We start from the raw sequence: 17,425 nt of genomic DNA on the forward strand, positions 1-17,425 counted from the left end.
TCCATCCAATATGAAACTACTCACCATTCACTATTCACCATTCACACGACGAAGTCGCCGCTCACACGTTGAGCAACAGATACTCCCGCTCCCACGGGCTGATCACTTCCATGAAGGTCTCGAACTCCGCCCGCTTGATCGCTGCATAGGTTGCGGCAAAGGACTTGCCCAAAAGGGCGCACAGCTCCTCGTCGCCCTCAAACAGGTCGACGGCTTCGAGCAGGCCGCGCGGCAGGTCGATCTCATCGGCGTTTGCGGTGGTCAGCACCGGAGGCTCGGCCTTGATCTTGTTGGTGATGCCGATCAGCCCGCAGGCAAGTGAGGCCGCCAGCGCCAGATAGGGGTTGGCGTCGGAAGACGGGATGCGGTTTTCGACACGCCGCGCCGCCGGATCCGAGCGCGGCACGCGGAACGCCGTGGTGCGGTTGTCATAGCCCCATTTGTTGTTGACCGGCGCCGAGGCCGACTGCGTCAGCCGGCGGTAGGAATTGACGTAAGGGGCAAACATCACCAGCGCGTTCGGCACATGCTTCTGCATGCCGCCGATGAAATGGAAGAAGTCGTCGGTTTCCGAGCCGTCCTTCGCCGAAAAGATATTCAGCCCGGTCTTCTTGTCGATGATCGACTGGTGGATGTGCATGGCAGAACCTGGCTGGCCCTGGATCGGCTTGGCCATGAAGGTGGCATAGATCTCATGCTTGAGCGCTGCCTCGCGGATGGTGCGTTTGAACATGAACACCTGGTCGGCGAGCTCGACCGGATCGCCGTGACGCAGATTGATCTCGAGCTGGCCGGCGCCTTCCTCGTGGATCAGCGTGTCGATCTCCAGGCCCTGGCTTTCGGAGAAATGGTAGATGTCGTCGATCAGTTCGTCGAACTCGTTGACGCCGGCGATCGAATAGCCGGCGCCGCCGCCGATTGCCCGTCCGGAACGCCCGACGGGTGGGGTCAACGGATAATCCGGGTCGGGGTTCTTGCGCACCAGATAGAATTCGATCTCGGGCGCCACCACCGGCTTCAGCCCGCGCTTGTCATAGGCTGCTACCACGCGCTTCAGGACGTTGCGCGGCGTGAACTCGACCGAACGGCCATCCTGATGGACGAGGTCGCAGATGACGGCGGCCGTCGGGTCTTCTTCCCACGGCACGACGGTCAACGTCGACAGATCCGGCATAAGCTTCAGGTCGCCATCATCCTCCGGATAGTGGAAACCGTTGCCATCCTCGGGATAGCCGCCCGAAATCGTCGTCATGAACACTGCCGATGGCAGCGCCAGCGAGGTGTTGGAAGTGAATTTCTTCGACGGCATCATCTTGCCGCGCGCGACGCCAGCCTGATCAGGCGTGATGCATTCTATGTCTTCGATGCCGCGCCATTCCAGCCAAGCGCTGACTTCCTTCCAGTTCTTCACGCCGCGTTGATTTTTCACGAAGGCAGGCGTTCGGACGCGTCCTCCGCGGGTCGACGGACGGACTTCCTTTTTCGCAGGCGGCATCATTCACCAGTTTGGGTTACAATTATCACAGTATAGCTGTTGCCGGTGATGGAAGGGAAGGGGAGCTGCCTGTCTTCGCCTTCCTGGTTGAAAATCGCGCCACGCAGATTAGGGTCAACCTCCCGCAGATCGAGCAGCAGAAGACACCGTATGCCAGGCAAATTGACCACGATCGGCTTCGACGCCGACGATACCCTATGGCAGAACGAACAGTTCTTCCGCCTGACCGAGAAGCATTTTGCAACCCTACTCGCCGACCATGGCGAGGCCGAGCACATTTCGGCACGGCTGCTGGAGGCCGAGAAGCGCAACCTTGCCGTCTACGGCTTCGGCATCAAGGGCTTTACCTTGTCGATGATCGAGACGGCAATAGAAGTGACCGAGGGCCGTGTGCCGGGGTCGACCATCGCCGAAATCCTTGCCGCCGGCCGCGACATGCTGGGACATCCGGTCGAGGCTTTGCCGCATGCGCGTGAGACCGTGGAAAGGCTCGCCGGCGCCTACCATCTGGTGCTGATCACCAAGGGCGATCTGTTCGATCAGGAGCGCAAGCTGGCGGCGTCCGGCCTTGGCGACCTGTTCGATGCCGTCGAGATCGTCAGCGACAAGAGCGCCGCCACCTATGCCAGGATCTTTGGCCGTCACGGCAGCCCGCAGACCAGCATGATGGTCGGCAATTCGCTCAAGTCGGACGTGGTGCCGGCCATCGAGGCCGGCAGCTGGGGTGTGTATGTGCCGCACGAGCTGACCTGGGTGCTCGAACACGTCGAGCCGCCGGTCGAGGCACCGCGCTTCCGCCAGATTGTCGATCTGGGCGAACTGCCGGCTTTGATCGAGAGCATCGGCAAGGAAGGCTGACCGCCCGGCACGCGTTCGGGCTGATTGCGATCAGCCGCGCCCGAGACTGATCAGCCGGTCGACCACCGGCTGCAGCCTTTCGGTGGTGATCGGCTTGGTTACCACCACGTCGACCACGCTCGACAGACCTAGGCTGTCGGGCGTGCCGGTCTTGGTTGAAAGCAGGATCACCTTGGGAAGCGACCGCCCAGATGTCCGCCGCAAGGCGTCGATGGCCGCCATCAGCGCGCGGCAGTCCTCGTTGTCGGGGCCGCCATCGAGAACGACGGCGCCCGGAATGAGGGTTCGCAATGTATTGGCCGCCATTTCGGGCGACTCGGAGATCGGCTTCAGTCCGGACTTCTCGACGATCTTCGACACCACCACCCGGTTGATCGGCGATTTTCCAACGACCAGCACGTGGGAGAAATCCGTTGATATCTCGGAGTTCGCGTCCCTGCTTGACGAATTCAGATGTTTGGCGGTGTCGGTCTCGCGGTTCACAGGGCACATGGGCGGGGCGGGCACTCGGCGCTGCTTCAATGCAGGGTTGAAATCCGAGAGCCAATTGGCGTGAGATCGCCCGCCATGTCAAGCTGAAATGACGGACCTGCGAAATATAGCCGGAAATATTAAACCTCGGAGATAAGGTCTGTTTTCGAACTGTAGTTAAGTTTACGCTCAAAAGCGAAAGTCACCCGCGCTGAAAACCCGCGGGTGACGTTGAAATCGGCCAGTGAGCGACGGGGCCCATAGATTCCACAAGCACAAAGCTTCCGTAAGGGAAGATCAGCCGTGACTCTTCTGCGTGACGATCACCGGGATCAGCAGGTCGCCCCAATTGCCGTCGCCGCCATGATGCCGGGCCGAGCGCACCAGTTCCACCGAGACGCCGGCCTCGACTGCCTTCATCACCGATTGATTGAGTCGGTGCAGGTCGTTGGCCAGCATGCGGATTGTCGCCTGTTGGTCGACACTCATCGTGGTGGACTGCTCTTCTGCACGTTCCTTGACGCGGCTTATGGATGCCATTTTCTTCTCCCTTGCCCTTCGGGCGTTTCCTCTGTTGGTTATGTCGATCGGTTCATTCCGCTGCCGGCTTGAACTGGGCGTGCTCAGTCGATTCATGCATGGCGGCGGTCGAGGACTGGCCGCCGCTGATCGCCATTGAGACGGCGTCGAAATAGCCGGTGCCGACCTCGCGCTGGTGCTTGGTCGCGGTGTAGCCGTGGACTTCGGCCGCGAACTCGGCTTCCTGCAGCTCGGAATAGGCGGCCATCTGCCGCGCCTTGTAGCCGCGGGCCAGCTCGAACATGCCGAAGTTGAGCTGGTGGAACCCGGCCAATGTGATGAACTGGAACTTGTAGCCCATGGCGCCGAGCTCGCGCTGGAACTTGGCGATCGTCGCGTCGTCGAGGTTCTTCTTCCAGTTGAACGACGGCGAGCAATTATAGGCGAGCAGCTTGCCCGGATGATGCCTGCGCACGCCTTCGGCGAATTTCTTGGCCTGCGCCAGATCGGGCTTGGATGTTTCGCACCAGATCAGGTCGGCATGCGGCGCATAGGCAACGGCGCGCGCGATGCACGGTTCGATGCCGTTCCTGACCTGGTAGAAGCCTTCAACCGTGCGGCCGGCATCGTAGTCGACGAAAGGCTGGTCGCGCTCGTCAATGTCGGAGGTCAGAAGCTTTGCCGCTTCCGCATCGGTGCGTGCCACGACTAGCGTCGGCGTGCCCATCACGTCGGCCGCCAGACGCGCCGCGTTGAGGTTGCGGATATGCGCGGCGGTCGGGATCAGCACTTTGCCGCCGAGATGGCCGCACTTCTTCTCAGAGGCCAGCTGGTCCTCATAGTGGACGCCGGCAGCGCCGGCCTCGATGAACGCCTTCATGATCTCGAAGGCGTTGAGCGGTCCGCCGAAGCCGGCGTCGGCATCGGCGACGATCGGCGCGAACCAGGTGTCGACCGACAGGCCGTTGCCTTCCGAGGTCTCGATCTGATCGGCGCGCTGCAGCGTGCGGTTGATGCGCTTGACCAGTTCGGGCGCCGCATTGGCGGGATAGAGCGACTGGTCCGGATACATGGCCGACGCGGTGTTGGCGTCGGCGGCGACCTGCCAGCCCGAGAGATAGATTGCCTTCAGCCCGGCACGCACCTGCTGCATCGCCTGGTTGCCCGACATGGCGCCGAGTGCATTGACGAAGTCTTCCTCGTGGATGAGCTTCCACAGCCGGTTGGCGCCCATTTCGGCAAGACTCTGGCGTATCTGGACCGACCCGCGCAGCCGCTTCACATCGTCCGGCGAATAGGCTCGTTCGATGCCGTCGAAGCGGCCTTCGGGCGCGGATGGGACAAGATTGTAAAAATCAGTCATTGGTCACTCCAGATCAACCGATGCCAGTGTCTTGAAACGCCGTACCCTGGGATGGTGTGCGTCGTCTGTGTGTGACATCATTTACATTGCGCCGCGACGAGAGCGAGGAAAACCGCCATTTCCGGTAGAAAATAAGAGAAAACCTGTGTTGTGTTTGACTGCTTGCCGCTGTAAATCTGTCATGATTGTAAAAGATGGTGCGCCGCTCATCGCTCGCAAGGCGTGTAAATTCCTGTCAAGGAAAGCCGATGGCCGACCAGAAGATATTCGCCGGGCCGCGCATCCGCCGCATCCGCATCGCCAAAGGCCTGACCCAGACGGCGATGGCCGAGGGGCTCGGCATCTCGCCGTCCTATCTCAACCTGATCGAGCGCAACCAGCGGCCGCTGACGGTGCAGCTGATCCTGAAGCTGGCCTCTGTCTACAAGGTCGACCCGCATGAATTGCAGGGTGAGGCGAGAGGGTCGATCTCGGCCTTGAAGGAAGTGTTCGGCGACCCGCTGCTTGCCGGTGAGCTGCCGGGCGACCAGGAACTGATCGAACTGGCCGAGGCCGCCCCCAACGCATCGGCTGCGATGATAAAACTGTTTCGCGCTTACCGCGAGCAGGCCGAGCGGCTGTCCGATCTCAACGAGCTTCTGGCGCGCGAGGGCCGCGCCACGGCGCTGTCCGGTGCGCGGCTGCCGATCGACGAAGTGCACGAGATTTTCGAGCGCCGGCCGAACCATTTTGCAGCACTCGAGGAGGAGGCCGAGGCCTTCACCTCGGTGCTCGACCCCGGCGACGATCTGTTCGGCGCGCTGAAGGCGTGGCTGAAGCGCGAGTATGGCATCGTCGTCAAGGTGCTGCCGGTGGCCACCATGCCGAACTGGCGCCGCCGTTATGACCGTCATTCGCAGCGTCTTTTTCTATCGGAGCGGCTGTCGCCGTTCGACCAGTTGCGCGAAGTCGCCATGGAGGCCTGCCTGATCCGCATGACGGTCGCTGTCGCCGGCGAAATTCAGGCGCTGAAGCTCGGTACGGACGAAGCCCGCCGGCTCGCCCGCTTCGAGTTCGGCCGCTACGCCGCCCATGCCTTGATGATGCCCTATCAGGCCTTTCATGCCGCCGCCGTGCGGGCTCGTTACGACATCGATGTGCTGCGCTCGCGTTTCGGCGTCTCCTTCGAACAGGCGGCGAACCGCCTGACCATGCTGCAGCGTCCTGGCTTGTCCGGGGTCCCGTTCTTCATGCTCGAGGTCGACAATGCCGGCAACCGCTTCCGCAAGGCCGGCGGCCAGGGCTTTCCGCAAAGCCGCTTTGGCGGTGGCTGCCCGAAACTGCCGGTCCATGCCGCTTTCGCTTCGCCTGGCCAAATCCTGGTCGAGGCGGTTGAAATGCCCGACGGCGCCGAGTTCCTCTGCATCGCACGCACGCTCGAGGGGCCGCAGGGTTCGTTCTCCGAGCGTCCGCGCCGCACCGCGCTGCTGTTGGGCTGCGATATCGGCTTTCGCGACGAGATCGTCTATGGCGCCGGGCTGCCGGCAAAGGCCGGACAGGGCGCCGCCACGCCGGTCGGTCCCGCTTGCCGGCTGTGCGAACGCATCGGCTGCCTCGCCCGCGCCGAGCCGCCGGTGACCCGTCCGCTGGGCCTCGACGAGATGGTGACGGGCCTGAGCGCCTTCGATTTCCAGTGATGCTTCTCGGGGTGGAGGTCGCGGAAGACTGCAGCTGTTTGCGCTAAGCAATACAGCGCGGCCCGAACCATCGCCGAACCAAATATTGATTAAGCATCGGCGCTGCGCTATCGAAAGTGAGCTGCAGGGCAGCCAAGGGGGGGACGGCTTATGAACAGGAAAGCTTTGTGGCTTGGCGTGGCGCTTGCCCTTTTGGCGGGGCCTGTTCTGGCAGAAAAATCCTCGGAATTCTTCAAGGACTATCAACAGTATAGTGACGACGGCAAGGCATTCCTGGACAAAATCGATCCAAAGACCGGCGCGGTCGACCTTCCCGAAGGCATCCATCTCGATCTCAAGGACAAGTTCTATTTTCTGGGCAAGAAGGACGCGACGTCCGTCCTGACCGAGGCCTGGGGCAATCCGGCTGATACCGCGTCCGAAGCAATCGGCATGATCTTCCCGGCCAAGTACGAGCCCATCGCCGGCAACGGTTGGGGCATCGAATTGCGCTATGAAAAGATCGGCCATGTCGATGACGCCGACGCCGCATCCATCGACTACACCGAATTGCTGAGCAGCATGCAGGCGGACACATTGTCGGCCAACGATCAGCGGGTGAAGGACGGCTTTCCCCCGATCAAGCTGATCGGCTGGGCCTCGCCGCCGGTCTATGATTTCGTCCACAAGCGGCTGCACTGGGCCAAGGAACTGCAGTTCGGAGACGATACCGTCCACACGCTCAATTACGACGTCCGTTTCCTCGGCCGGGAAGGCGTCTTCGTGATGAGCTACATCGCTACGGTCGAACAATTGCCGGAGATCAAGCAGAGCCTGGACGAAGTGCTGGGCGTGGCGGACTTCAACACCGGCAAGAAATACACCGATTTTCTGCCAGGCACCGACACGGTCGCCGCGGTTGGCATTGGCGGCCTCATCGCTGGAAAACTCGCGGCAAAGGCCGGCCTGATTGCGGTCGCGCTCATCGCCCTGAAAAAGTTCGGCATTCTGCTGCTGGTACCGTTGGCCGGTCTTTGGCGCTTTATCCGCGGCAACAAGGGCACGTCCTAGAAACGGCGGTGTTTGCCCGTATGGCTGCCGGTTGGCGGTGCGCCAAAGGGAATGCCGGGCTGGATCACCTCCGGCGGTAGCCTATGCGCTAGAGAATGCGGCACGTTTCTGTCGTCCATTGTGCATCATGCCGCCCCGAGATAGCCGACAGTCGCGCCCCATGACCGATACCGCATCTTCTCCAATCGCCGCATCGCCGATCGTCTCGCCGCGCGAAGAGCGGGTCGGCTTGCTGCTGGTGTTCCTGTCGGCGCTGATGTGGAGCTTTGGCGGCACCATCGCCCGCTTCATCGACACCGCTGACAGTTGGACGGTGGTGTTCTGGCGCTCGCTGTGGGCGGCTGTGTTCCTGATTTGCTTCATGGCCTGGCGCGACGGCTGGCGCGGCATGTTGCGGCTGTTTCGCGACATGGGCCTGCCCGGCCTTGCCGTGGCCGTCTGTTTCGCCACGGCGTCGACGTGCTTCGTTGTCGCGCTCGCCTACACCACCGTTGCCAATATCCTGTTGATGCAAGCCGGTGTGCCGCTGCTGGCGGCATTGCTTGCCTGGGTGCTGTTTCGCGAACGCGTCGCCGTCGCGACCTGGGTGGCGATCGCCGCCGTCATCGCCGGCGTCGCCATCATGGTGTCGGAATCGCTCGACGGCGCCGTATCGCCCATCGGCGACGGGCTGTCGCTGCTGATCGCCGTCATGTTCTCGATTGCCACCGTCATCACCCGGCGCTTCGCCCATGTGCGCATGACGCCGGCGACGTGCCTCGGCACGATGCTGGCAGCGGCTTTCGCCGCATCGCAAGCCACGCAGTTTGCCACGTCGGCCCACGACATGGCTTTCCTGTTTGCCTTCGGCGTCATCAATCTCGGCCTGGGCCTTGCCTTCTTCGCCACCGGCGCGAGGCTGGTTCCGGCGGCGATCGCAGCACTCCTCGGCACGTTTGAGCCGATCCTCGGACCGATCTGGGTCTGGCTCGTTCATGGCGAGGTGCCCTCGGTGCGCACCATCATCGGCGGCGCGGTGGTGGTCGCCGCGCTGCTCGTCCATATCGCGCTTGAATTCAAGCGCCAGGCGAGACCTGCACGGCCGGGGACCACCGGCCTGCCATCCCCTAATTGACCCGCCTTTCCCTTGGTTGAGCCCGTCTTCCCTAATTACGCCCGTCTTTCCCCAATTAGCGAAGCCGCACGCCCTATTGACCGGGCTTGCCCCGCGCGGGCCATTGACAACCTTGCTGCGGCACGGGCAGGCTGGGGCACGGCAACAACAAGACAGGCTTATCTTGCCAAGTGTCCCCGCCGGTCGGACCAAGACCGGACCACAGCGTCGTATCCCTGCCCGCGCCACGGCGAAAGCCTCTGACGGCGTCAGTGCGCCCGCCATGCGGGCACACAGAGCCATGATCTGCCGCTTGTCGAACCGCCCGGATGGCGCCGGCAGTTCACGCTTGTGGCTGCCCGGAAAGCTCAATACTCTGAAGCAAATGCCCAATCGCGCTCGAACAGCGACGACTTGGCGAAGGAACACTCATCAAAGGAGAACAGCATGATCCGCAAAGCGCTCTGGCTTTCGGCAACCTCGGCATTTCTGACGCTTTTCGCCGTCGGCGGCCATGCCGAGGACCGCGTCGTCAACGTCTTCAACTGGTCGGATTACATCGACAGTTCGATCATCGACGACTTCACCAAGGAAACCGGCATCAAGGTCGTCTACGACACCTTCGATTCCAATGAAATCCTCGAAACCAAGCTGCTTGCCGGCGGCAGCGGCTATGACGTCGTCGTGCCCAGCGGCAACTTCCTGGCCCGCCAGATCCAGGCCGGCGTGTTCCAGAAGCTCGACAAGTCGAAGCTGCCCAACATTTCCAACATGTGGGACACGGTTTCGGAGCGCACCGCCAAATACGATCCGGGCAACGAATATTCGATCAACTACATGTGGGGCACGGTCGGCATCGGCTACAACATCAAGAAGGTGCAGGCTGCACTCGGCACCGACAAGATCGACAGCTGGGATGTTTTCTTCAATCCCGACAGCCTGGCCAAGCTGAAGGACTGCGGCGTCTATGTGCTGGACTCGCCGGCCGACATCATCCCGGCGGCGCTCAAATATCTCGGCCTCGATCCGAACAGCACCTCACCTGACGACATCGCCAAGGCCGAGGAGACGTTGCTGAAGGTGCGGCCGTATATCCGCAAATTCCATTCGTCCGAATACATCAACGCGCTCGCCAACGGCGATATTTGCCTGGCGGTCGGCTGGTCGGGTGACGTCTTCCAGGCGCGCAACCGCGCGGTCGAGGCCAAGCAAGGCGTCGAGATCGGCTATTCCGTGCCCAAGGAAGGCGCCCAGATGTGGTTCGACCAGATGGCGATTCCCGCCGATGCGCCGCATGCCGCCGAGGCACTCGAATTTCTCAACTACATGATGAAGCCGGAAGTGATCGCCAAGTCGTCCAACTATGTGCTGTACGCCAACGGCAACAAGGCTTCGCAGCAGTTCGTCGACAAGGCACTGTTGGATGACCCGGCTGTCTATCCGGACGCCGAGACCCTGAAGAAACTCTATACGGTCCAGCCCTACGATCCCAAGACCCAGCGCCTGATCACGCGCAGCTGGACCAAGATCGTCACCGGCCAGTAAGCAACGCGACTGGTCCCGGCAGTCATCTGCCGGGACCATTCTTCTCTGGGGCAAGAAGCAAAAAAACAGGACGGAGTGGGACATGAAATCGCTTGGCAGCATCCGCAGGGATTTTGCGCCTTGGACTGATCCGAATGCCAAGCCATACATTCAGTTCGAGAACGTCACCAAGAAGTTCGGTGACTTCACAGCCGTCAACAATCTATCGCTGACCATTTTCGAGCGCGAGTTCTTCGCCCTGCTCGGCGCGTCCGGTTGCGGAAAGTCGACTTTGCTCAGGATGCTTGCCGGCTTTGAGGAGCCGACCGCCGGCCGTATCCTTCTCGACGGCCAGGATTTGCGCGGCATCCCGCCCTATCGCCGCCCGGTCAACATGATGTTCCAGTCCTATGCGCTGTTCCCGCATATGACGGTGGAAAAGAACATTGCCTTCGGCCTCAAGCAGGAAGGCATGCCGGGACCGGATATCGAAAAGCGCGTCGCCGAGATGCTGAAGCTGGTCAAGCTCGAGCAGTTCGCCAAGCGCAAGCCGCACCAGCTCTCCGGCGGGCAGCGCCAGCGCGTCGCACTCGCCCGCTCGGTCGCCAAGCGGCCGAAAGTGCTGCTGCTCGACGAACCGCTCGGCGCGCTCGACAAGAAGCTGCGCGAGGAAACGCAGTTCGAGCTGATGGACCTGCAGCAAAATCTCGGGCTCACTTTCGTCGTCGTCACCCACGACCAGGAAGAGGCGATGACCATGGCCGACCGCATCGCCATCATCGACAAGGGCGAGGTGATGCAGGTGGCGACGCCGGCGGAAGTCTATGAAGCCCCCAGTTCGCGCTTCGTTGCCCACTTCGTCGGCAATGTGAACATGTTCGAGGGCAAGGTCGCCGAGCGTGCGGCAAACACCACGCGCATCACCGGCGCGACAGGGGCCCAGATCGTCGTCGAAAACAGCACCGATACAAAGGCCGGTTCCGACATCGTCTTCGCCATCAGGCCGGAGAAGATCAAGGTGTCGTCGACGAAACCGGCCGACGCCGTCAATGCGCTTGAGGGCGAGGTCTACGACGTTGCCTATCTCGGCGACATGACCGTCTACCACATCCGGCTGGATGACGGGCAGATCATCAGGGCAAGCGCGCTCAACGCGGCGCGAGTCACCGAGGACCCGCTGACCTGGAACGACCGCGCCTGGGTCTCCTTCCGGCCGGATGCCGGCGTCGTGCTGACACGGTAGGGGGCGGCCATGTCCAACATTGCACTCACCGACGCCGGTCCATCGGCCGCGGCCAAACCGTTCCTGATGCGGCTCGGTGCCGGCTTTGTCAGCCGGCTCGTCATCATCGTGCCTTATCTCTGGCTGCTGTTCTTCTTCTTCATCCCGTTCATCATCGTCTTCAAGATTTCGCTGTCGCAGTCGGCGATCGCCATGCCGCCCTACACGCCGGCGCTCGATTTCAGGGACGGCATGTCCGGGTTCTTTGTCCGCTTCCGCGAACTCAGCGTCGACAATTATGTCTGGCTAACGCAGGACGCGCTTTACTTCAAAGCCTACGTGACCAGTGTTATCATCGCTGCTGTCTCGACGATCCTGACCTTGCTCGTCGGCTTCCCGATCGCCTACGGCATGGCCCGCGCGCCGGCGACGATCCGTCCGACCTTGCTGATGCTGGTTATCCTGCCGTTCTGGACGTCGTTCCTGATCCGCGTCTATGCCTGGATCGGCATCCTCAAGCCCGAGGGTCTGCTCAATCAGCTGCTGTTGTCGCTGCACATCATCAATCAGCCACTGATCATCCTCAACACTTACACGGCGATCTTCATCGGCATCGTCTATTCCTACCTGCCATTCATGGTGCTGCCGCTCTATTCGTCGCTGGAAAAGATGGATTACTCGCTGATCGAGGCGGCAAAGGATCTCGGCTGCCCGCCGACATCAGCCTTCTGGAAGATCACGTTCCCGCTGTCGCTGCCCGGGGTCATCGCCGGCTGCCTGCTGGTGTTCATTCCAGCGGTTGGCGAGTTCGTCATTCCCGATCTGCTCGGCGGCTCGCAGACGCTGATGATCGGCAAGACCTTGTGGAATGAATTCTTCGCCAACCGTGACTGGCCGGTGTCGTCGGCCGTCGCCGTCATCCTGCTGCTGCTCCTGATCGTGCCGATCATGCTCTTCCAGCAGGCCCAGGCACGCGCCCAGGAGCAGGACAAATGAACGCCACCTGGAGCCGCTTCAACGTCACCTCGGTCGTGCTGGGCTTTGCCTTTCTCTATCTGCCGATCGTGCTGCTCATCGTCTTCTCCTTCAACGAGTCGAAGCTGGTCACCGTCTGGGGCGGCTTCTCGACCAAATGGTATGCCTCGCTGTTCCACAATCAGGGGCTGATGGACGCCACCTGGGTGACCGCGCGTGTGGGTGTCATCTCCGCCACTGTGGCAACCGTGCTCGGCACGCTGGCAGCACTGACCTTGACCCGCTACACCCGCTTCCGCGGCCGCATCCTGTTTTCCGGCATGGTGTTTGCGCCGCTGGTCATGCCGGAAGTCATCACCGGCCTGTCGCTGTTGCTGCTGTTCGTTGCCGTCGGTCTCGACCGTGGCTTCCTGACCGTGACGCTTGCTCACATCACCTTGACCATGTGCTTCGTGGCTGTCGTCGTGCAGTCGCGCCTGGTGTCGTTCGATCGTTCGCTGGAAGAAGCTGCCTTGGACCTCGGCGCAACGCCGGTAAAGACCTTCTTTCAGATCACGCTGCCGGTCATCATGCCGGCCATCGTCTCCGGCTGGATGCTGGCCTTCACCCTGTCGCTTGACGACCTGGTCATCGCCTCCTTCACCTCCGGGCCTGGCGCCACCACGCTGCCGATGAAGATCTACAGCCAGGTGCGTCTCGGCGTGACGCCGGAAATCAACGCCGCCTGCACCATCCTGATCGCCGTCGTGGCGGTAGGCGTCATCATCGCTTCGGTCGCCAACAAGCGGCGTGAGGTGCAACGCCAGCTCGACGAACAGGCCGCGCAGCGCGGTTGATTGCGTCAAACGAGGGATAGGGCGATCCCGGTAAGGGTCCGCCTATTCGCCTGAGACGCCGCGGCTGATCGGCGAGATGAACGGCGTGCTCCAGGTGCCGCCGACGAAGAATGACGACTGGTTGGATCCCTGCTGGCCATTGACCGGTGCCGCTGCCGGGTCGGCCTGGGTGACACCCCCCGAAAGCGCCAGCCCGCGTCCGCCGTAAGAGGCGATGCCGGACAGCCAGACCTTGTATTTCGCCGAATTGGCCTCGGCCTTGTCCAGCCTTGCCACACCCTTCGAGATGGTGGCCTTGAGCTCGGCGCCGTCCATCGGCAGTGTCCCGTCCGAGACGTCGTCGAGCGCGAAGAAGCCGCCCTGTTCCGTGTGCTTCAGAAATGCCGGCAAATTGAGCCCGCTCAGCGCGCCAGGCCCGAACGTCGCAGAGACCGAGCCGTCCGCGTTCGCGAAGATCGAGTCCCAGGATTTGCCCGGCCCTTTGAGAATGACCGAGACAGTGCCGGTGCTGGCCGGCACCAGCCGCGTCATTCCGGCCGCGGTGCCGAAAGCGGCGCCGTCAATGTCGGAGGCGAGCAGCCGGATCTCGACCTGCGAGCCCTCCGGTTTGCGGTCGAAACGCAGGCTACTTTGCACGTTGCCGCCAAAGGCCGACGCATCGGAGATATCGAAGACGGCAAGCCCGTTCTTCACCTGCGCCGTGGCGGCGACGTCGGCAAGCTGGATTGCGCCGGCCGAGGCATGCGCCGCTGACAGCCTCAGATCGAGATTGATCCGGTCGGCGAAGCTGGTGTCGATTTCGCCGGGACCGGTCTCGCCGGTCGGTGCCAGCGGCGTGAAGGCCGAAAACAGCGACCTGAGGTCGAGCGTATCGAAGGCGAGTGTGCCTGATATCACCGGCAAGGCGTCGCCGAACGAAAAATCCAGCGCCCCCATTCCCGGGTTGTTGTCGAGCGTCACCGCGGTGTTTTCGAATTTGACGCGGCCGGCGGTCGCCGTGATCTTGCTCGAAATCGAGACCGAACCGATCGCCGTACCAGGAGCAATGCCGGCCTGCGACCATTCCAGCACGCGCCGTAGCGAGGGCGCGGCGAATTTCGCCTGGCCATCGAAATAGGCGTTTTGCGACATGCTGGCCGTGCCGTCGAACGAGAAGCTGGCCGGCGCTGCCTTGAACGAAAACGTGACCGGTGCGGCGCCGCCGGCAAACAGCACCAGCGGCTTGGCCGAGGCGGCATCGACGGTGACGCTCTCGCCGCGCCAGATTCCGGTCGCCGACAAGGTCGCGTTGCTGTTCATCGCTGCCCAGCTCGCCTGGCCGGACAGGCTGGTCAACAATTCGACGTCCTTGCCGCCGATGGAGGCGACCATGCGGCCGTCCCTGAATTCCACTGTGCCGAACGGATCGGCGGGCAGCTTGCTCAGGTCCGGCTTCGTCGGATCGGCGTTGACCACGCCGCGCGCCGTGTCGATGGAGCGGGTGATGCGTCCGCCCGTTGGTATGGCGGGCAGGAATATGCCGTTTGCGGCGCGCTGGACCCGGATCGTCGGCCGCACCAGCCGCGCCGTCGAAAACACCACATCGCCCTGCAGCGCCGCCATGGCCGACAGGTCGACCTCGACCCGTTCGGCCTCGATCACCGGCGGCGCGTCGGTCTCGGTCCACTGGGACAGCGTGACGTCGCTCAATATGGCGCGGAACTTCGGCCACACCTCGATGCGCGGCGAACCGGCGATGGTGACCCTGAAACCGCTCCACGCGCTCATCTCCCAGGCGATGCGATCGCGCACGATCCGGGTCGAGGCAAACAGCGGCAGAGCGGCGACGACCAGCGCGATGACGAGCACGGCAACGCCGATCGCCCATATTCCGCGCCGGATCAAAGGTGATGGCATATTGCCCCGGTTGCTTTCATTCCGATAAACGCCTGACGGGTGTAACCGCCAGTCGTCACCACGCCTTCCAGCCGTCACTACGACTTAGGGCTGAGGCATTTCAAGTCTTTATGGCCCGGCGATGGCAATTGCGCACATATGGCCGAGTTTAGCGGAACAAAATCTTGCTCTGCCGCACGGTGGTAGGCATAAGCGATGCAGCTTCAGCCTGTTACGAGGCGCGGCGTTTTTGGGACAGCGGCGCCTGTAAAGCTGAGGCTAGTGCATGTCGCCCGGAAGAGTGCAGCGGTTCCGGGACAACGACGTGCATCAAAACAAAAGCATATCTATCTTGCGACGCCGACCGGCTTCAAGGAGGATCGATCATGGCTGCCGAAGCACCGCTCTGGACTCCGACGCAAGAGCAGATCGACGCAGCACCACTGACCGCGTTCATGAAGGCAGCAGCGGCCAAAAGCGGCACATCCTTCACCTCCTACGCCGAACTGCACCGCTGGTCGGTCGAGGATCGCGAAGGCTTCTGGAGCCTGCTGTGGGACTTTTGCGGCATTGTCGGCGACAAAGGGACCGATGGGACGGTGCTCGTCGATGGCGACAAGATGCCCGGCGCATCGTTCTTTCCCGATGCGACGCTGAACTTCGCCGAGAACCTGCTGAAGAAGACCGGTTCCGGTGACGCGATCGTCTTTCGCGGCGAGGGCAAGATCGAGCGGCGGCTGTCGTGGAACGAACTGCACCAGCTGACCTCGCGCTTTCAGCAGCTTTTCCTGTCGCTCAAGGTGAAAAAGGGCGACCGCATCGCGGCGATGATGCCCAACATGCCGGAAACCGTCGCCGCCATGCTGGCGGCCGCCTCCATCGGCGCGGTCTGGTCGTCCTGTTCCCCCGATTTCGGCGAGCAGGGCGTGCTCGACCGTTTCGGCCAGATCGAGCCGGTCATATTCATTGCGCCGGACGGCTATTGGTACAATGGCAAGGCAATCGAGGTAGCCGACAAGATCGCTGCCGTTGCGGCGAAGCTCGAAACCGTCCGCAAGGTCCTGATCGTCGACTATCTCGGTACCTCGCGCGATATCGCAGCGATCATCGACAAGGCCGTGGCGCTCGAAGAGGCGCTGTCACCCTTTACCGCCAAAGCGGTCACGTTCGAGCGGCTGCCGTTCGCGCATCCGCTCTACATCCTGTTTTCGTCAGGTACCACCGGCATTCCCAAATGCATCGTCCATTCGGCCGGCGGCACGCTGGTCCAGCACGTCAAGGAACACCGGCTGCATGCCGGGCTCGTCGAAGGCGACCGCTTCTTCTACTTCACCACCTGCGGCTGGATGATGTGGAACTGGCTGGTGTCGGGCCTGGCCTCGGGCGCCACGCTGCTGCTCTATGACGGCTCACCCTTCCACCCCGACGGCAATGTGCTGTTCAGCTTCGCCGATGCCGAGAAGATGACCTTTTTCGGCACCTCGGCCAAATTCATCGATTCCGTGCGCAAGGCCGGGCTCAAGCCTATCCGCAGCCATGATCTGTCGAGTGTGCGGGCGATTTCCTCGACCGGCTCACCGTTGTCGCCGGAGGATTTCCGCTTCGTCTTTGACGGCATCAAGAAGGACGTACATCTGGCCTCGGTTTCCGGCGGCACCGACATCGTCTCCTGTTTCGTGCTCGGCGTACCGACGCAACCGGTCTGGACCGGCGAGATCCAGGGTCCCGGCCTCGGCCTTGCTGTCGATGTATGGGACGATGACGGCAAGCCGATCCGCGAGCAAAAGGGTGAGCTGGTCTGCACAAAAGCGTTCCCGTCGATGCCGATCGGCTTCTGGAACGATCCTGAGGGCAAGAAATACCATGCGGCCTATTTCGAGCGCTTCGACAATGTCTGGTGCCACGGCGACTTCGCCGAATGGACCGCGCATGGCGGCATGATCATCCACGGCCGTTCCGACGCGACGCTCAATCCGGGCGGTGTGCGCATCGGCACGGCGGAGATCTACAATCAGGTCGAACAGATGCCGGAGATCCTTGAGGCGCTGTGCATCGGTCAGGATTTCGACAATGACGTCCGCGTCGTGCTGTTCGTGCGGCTGGCCGCCGGCGTGACGCTGGACGAGAATCTGGAAAAGCGCATTCGTTCCAAGATCCGCGGCGGCGCCAGCCCGCGCCACGTGCCGGCAAGGATCGTCGCCGTCAGCGACATTCCGCGCACCAAATCGGGCAAGATCACCGAGCTTGCAGTGCGCGACGTGGTGCATGGCCGCGCCATCAAGAACAAGGAAGCGTTGGCCAATCCAGAGGCGCTGGAGCTGTTCAGGAACCTGCCGCAGCTGGCTGAGTGACGCGGCCGGGATGGTTAACCAGATATGTCGGTCGAATTTACCTAGATTTCATGAGTGGTACACATTCGTAAATTTTTTGGACGGCCGGTAAGGAGTTGTTAAGGCCCGGCGCCGATA

At 62.1% G+C, this 17,425-nt stretch carries 14 protein-coding genes; 9 read left to right on the forward strand and 5 right to left on the reverse strand.

The genetic code is table 11. The features are described from left to right. Positions 1–61: 61 nt before the first annotated feature. The gene (locus NKJ75_RS06925) at positions 62–1,498 is read right to left on the reverse strand and encodes a glutamine synthetase family protein (protein WP_023669313.1); all 1,437 of its coding nucleotides are present in this window, start codon (positions 1,496–1,498) and stop codon (positions 62–64) included. A 147-nt stretch (positions 1,499–1,645) separates the two neighbouring features. Here NKJ75_RS06925 and NKJ75_RS06930 point away from each other — a divergent pair, with 147 nt between their 5' ends. Next, a complete protein-coding gene (locus NKJ75_RS06930) occupies positions 1,646–2,353 on the forward strand; it encodes an HAD family hydrolase (RefSeq protein ID WP_352499481.1) in 708 nt (235 codons plus the stop codon). A gap of 30 nt (positions 2,354–2,383) precedes the next feature. On the opposite strand, the gene NKJ75_RS06935 is transcribed toward NKJ75_RS06930, so the two are convergent. From NKJ75_RS06935 to aceA, 3 genes are all read right to left on the reverse strand, one after another. After that, positions 2,384–2,845, reverse strand: a complete 462-nt coding sequence (locus NKJ75_RS06935) for a response regulator (RefSeq protein WP_352499509.1) — start codon at positions 2,843–2,845, stop codon at positions 2,384–2,386. Positions 2,846–3,121: 276 nt separating this feature from the next. Continuing rightward, a complete protein-coding gene (locus tag NKJ75_RS06940; RefSeq protein WP_023669318.1) occupies positions 3,122–3,364 on the reverse strand; it encodes an SMc00767 family acetate metabolism repressor in 243 nt (80 codons plus the stop codon). 52 nt (positions 3,365–3,416) lie between these two features. After that, the gene (gene aceA, locus NKJ75_RS06945; RefSeq protein WP_352499482.1) at positions 3,417–4,706 is read right to left on the reverse strand and encodes an isocitrate lyase; all 1,290 of its coding nucleotides are present in this window, start codon (positions 4,704–4,706) and stop codon (positions 3,417–3,419) included. Positions 4,707–4,954: 248 nt separating this feature from the next. On the opposite strand from aceA, the gene NKJ75_RS06950 reads away from it, so the two are divergent. The 7 genes from NKJ75_RS06950 to NKJ75_RS06980 all read left to right on the forward strand — a co-directional run bounded on the left by NKJ75_RS06950 (position 4,955) and on the right by NKJ75_RS06980 (position 13,082). Continuing rightward, positions 4,955–6,382 (forward strand): helix-turn-helix domain-containing protein, encoded by a 1,428-nt coding sequence (locus NKJ75_RS06950; protein ID WP_352499483.1) that lies wholly within the window; start codon positions 4,955–4,957, stop codon positions 6,380–6,382. 150 nt (positions 6,383–6,532) lie between these two features. After that, positions 6,533–7,432 carry a DUF2167 domain-containing protein gene (locus NKJ75_RS06955; RefSeq protein WP_031193251.1) on the forward strand — a complete coding sequence of 300 codons (900 nt, stop codon included), beginning with the start codon at positions 6,533–6,535 and terminating at the stop codon, positions 7,430–7,432. A gap of 160 nt (positions 7,433–7,592) precedes the next feature. Next, positions 7,593–8,546: a DMT family transporter gene (locus tag NKJ75_RS06960; RefSeq protein ID WP_023689324.1), complete on the forward strand. Its 954-nt coding sequence runs from the start codon at positions 7,593–7,595 to the stop codon at positions 8,544–8,546. Positions 8,547–8,972: 426 nt separating this feature from the next. Then, positions 8,973–10,070, forward strand: a complete 1,098-nt coding sequence (locus tag NKJ75_RS06965) for a polyamine ABC transporter substrate-binding protein (RefSeq protein ID WP_023669323.1) — start codon at positions 8,973–8,975, stop codon at positions 10,068–10,070. Positions 10,071–10,152: 82 nt separating this feature from the next. Next, positions 10,153–11,292 carry an ABC transporter ATP-binding protein gene (locus NKJ75_RS06970; RefSeq protein WP_023729070.1) on the forward strand — a complete coding sequence of 380 codons (1,140 nt, stop codon included), beginning with the start codon at positions 10,153–10,155 and terminating at the stop codon, positions 11,290–11,292. A 9-nt stretch (positions 11,293–11,301) separates the two neighbouring features. Next, positions 11,302–12,267: an ABC transporter permease subunit gene (locus tag NKJ75_RS06975; RefSeq protein WP_027049422.1), complete on the forward strand. Its 966-nt coding sequence runs from the start codon at positions 11,302–11,304 to the stop codon at positions 12,265–12,267. Continuing rightward, entirely contained in the window at positions 12,264–13,082 is an 819-nt protein-coding gene (locus NKJ75_RS06980) for an ABC transporter permease (RefSeq protein ID WP_023669326.1), read from the forward strand. The genes NKJ75_RS06975 and NKJ75_RS06980 overlap by 4 nt, the downstream gene beginning before the upstream one ends. Positions 13,083–13,124: 42 nt before the next feature. On the opposite strand, the gene NKJ75_RS06985 is transcribed toward NKJ75_RS06980, so the two are convergent. Further along, a complete protein-coding gene (locus tag NKJ75_RS06985; protein WP_023746253.1) occupies positions 13,125–14,978 on the reverse strand; it encodes an AsmA family protein in 1,854 nt (617 codons plus the stop codon). 365 nt (positions 14,979–15,343) lie between these two features. Between NKJ75_RS06985 and NKJ75_RS06990 the strand changes: the two genes are divergently transcribed. Next, positions 15,344–17,308, forward strand: coding sequence for an acetoacetate--CoA ligase (locus tag NKJ75_RS06990; protein WP_352499484.1), 1,965 nt, complete (start codon positions 15,344–15,346; stop codon positions 17,306–17,308). Positions 17,309–17,425 lie beyond the last annotated feature (117 nt).

Origin of the sequence: Mesorhizobium sp. M0058, assembly GCF_040323095.1 — a bacterium.
Lineage (GTDB): Bacteria > Pseudomonadota > Alphaproteobacteria > Rhizobiales > Rhizobiaceae > Mesorhizobium.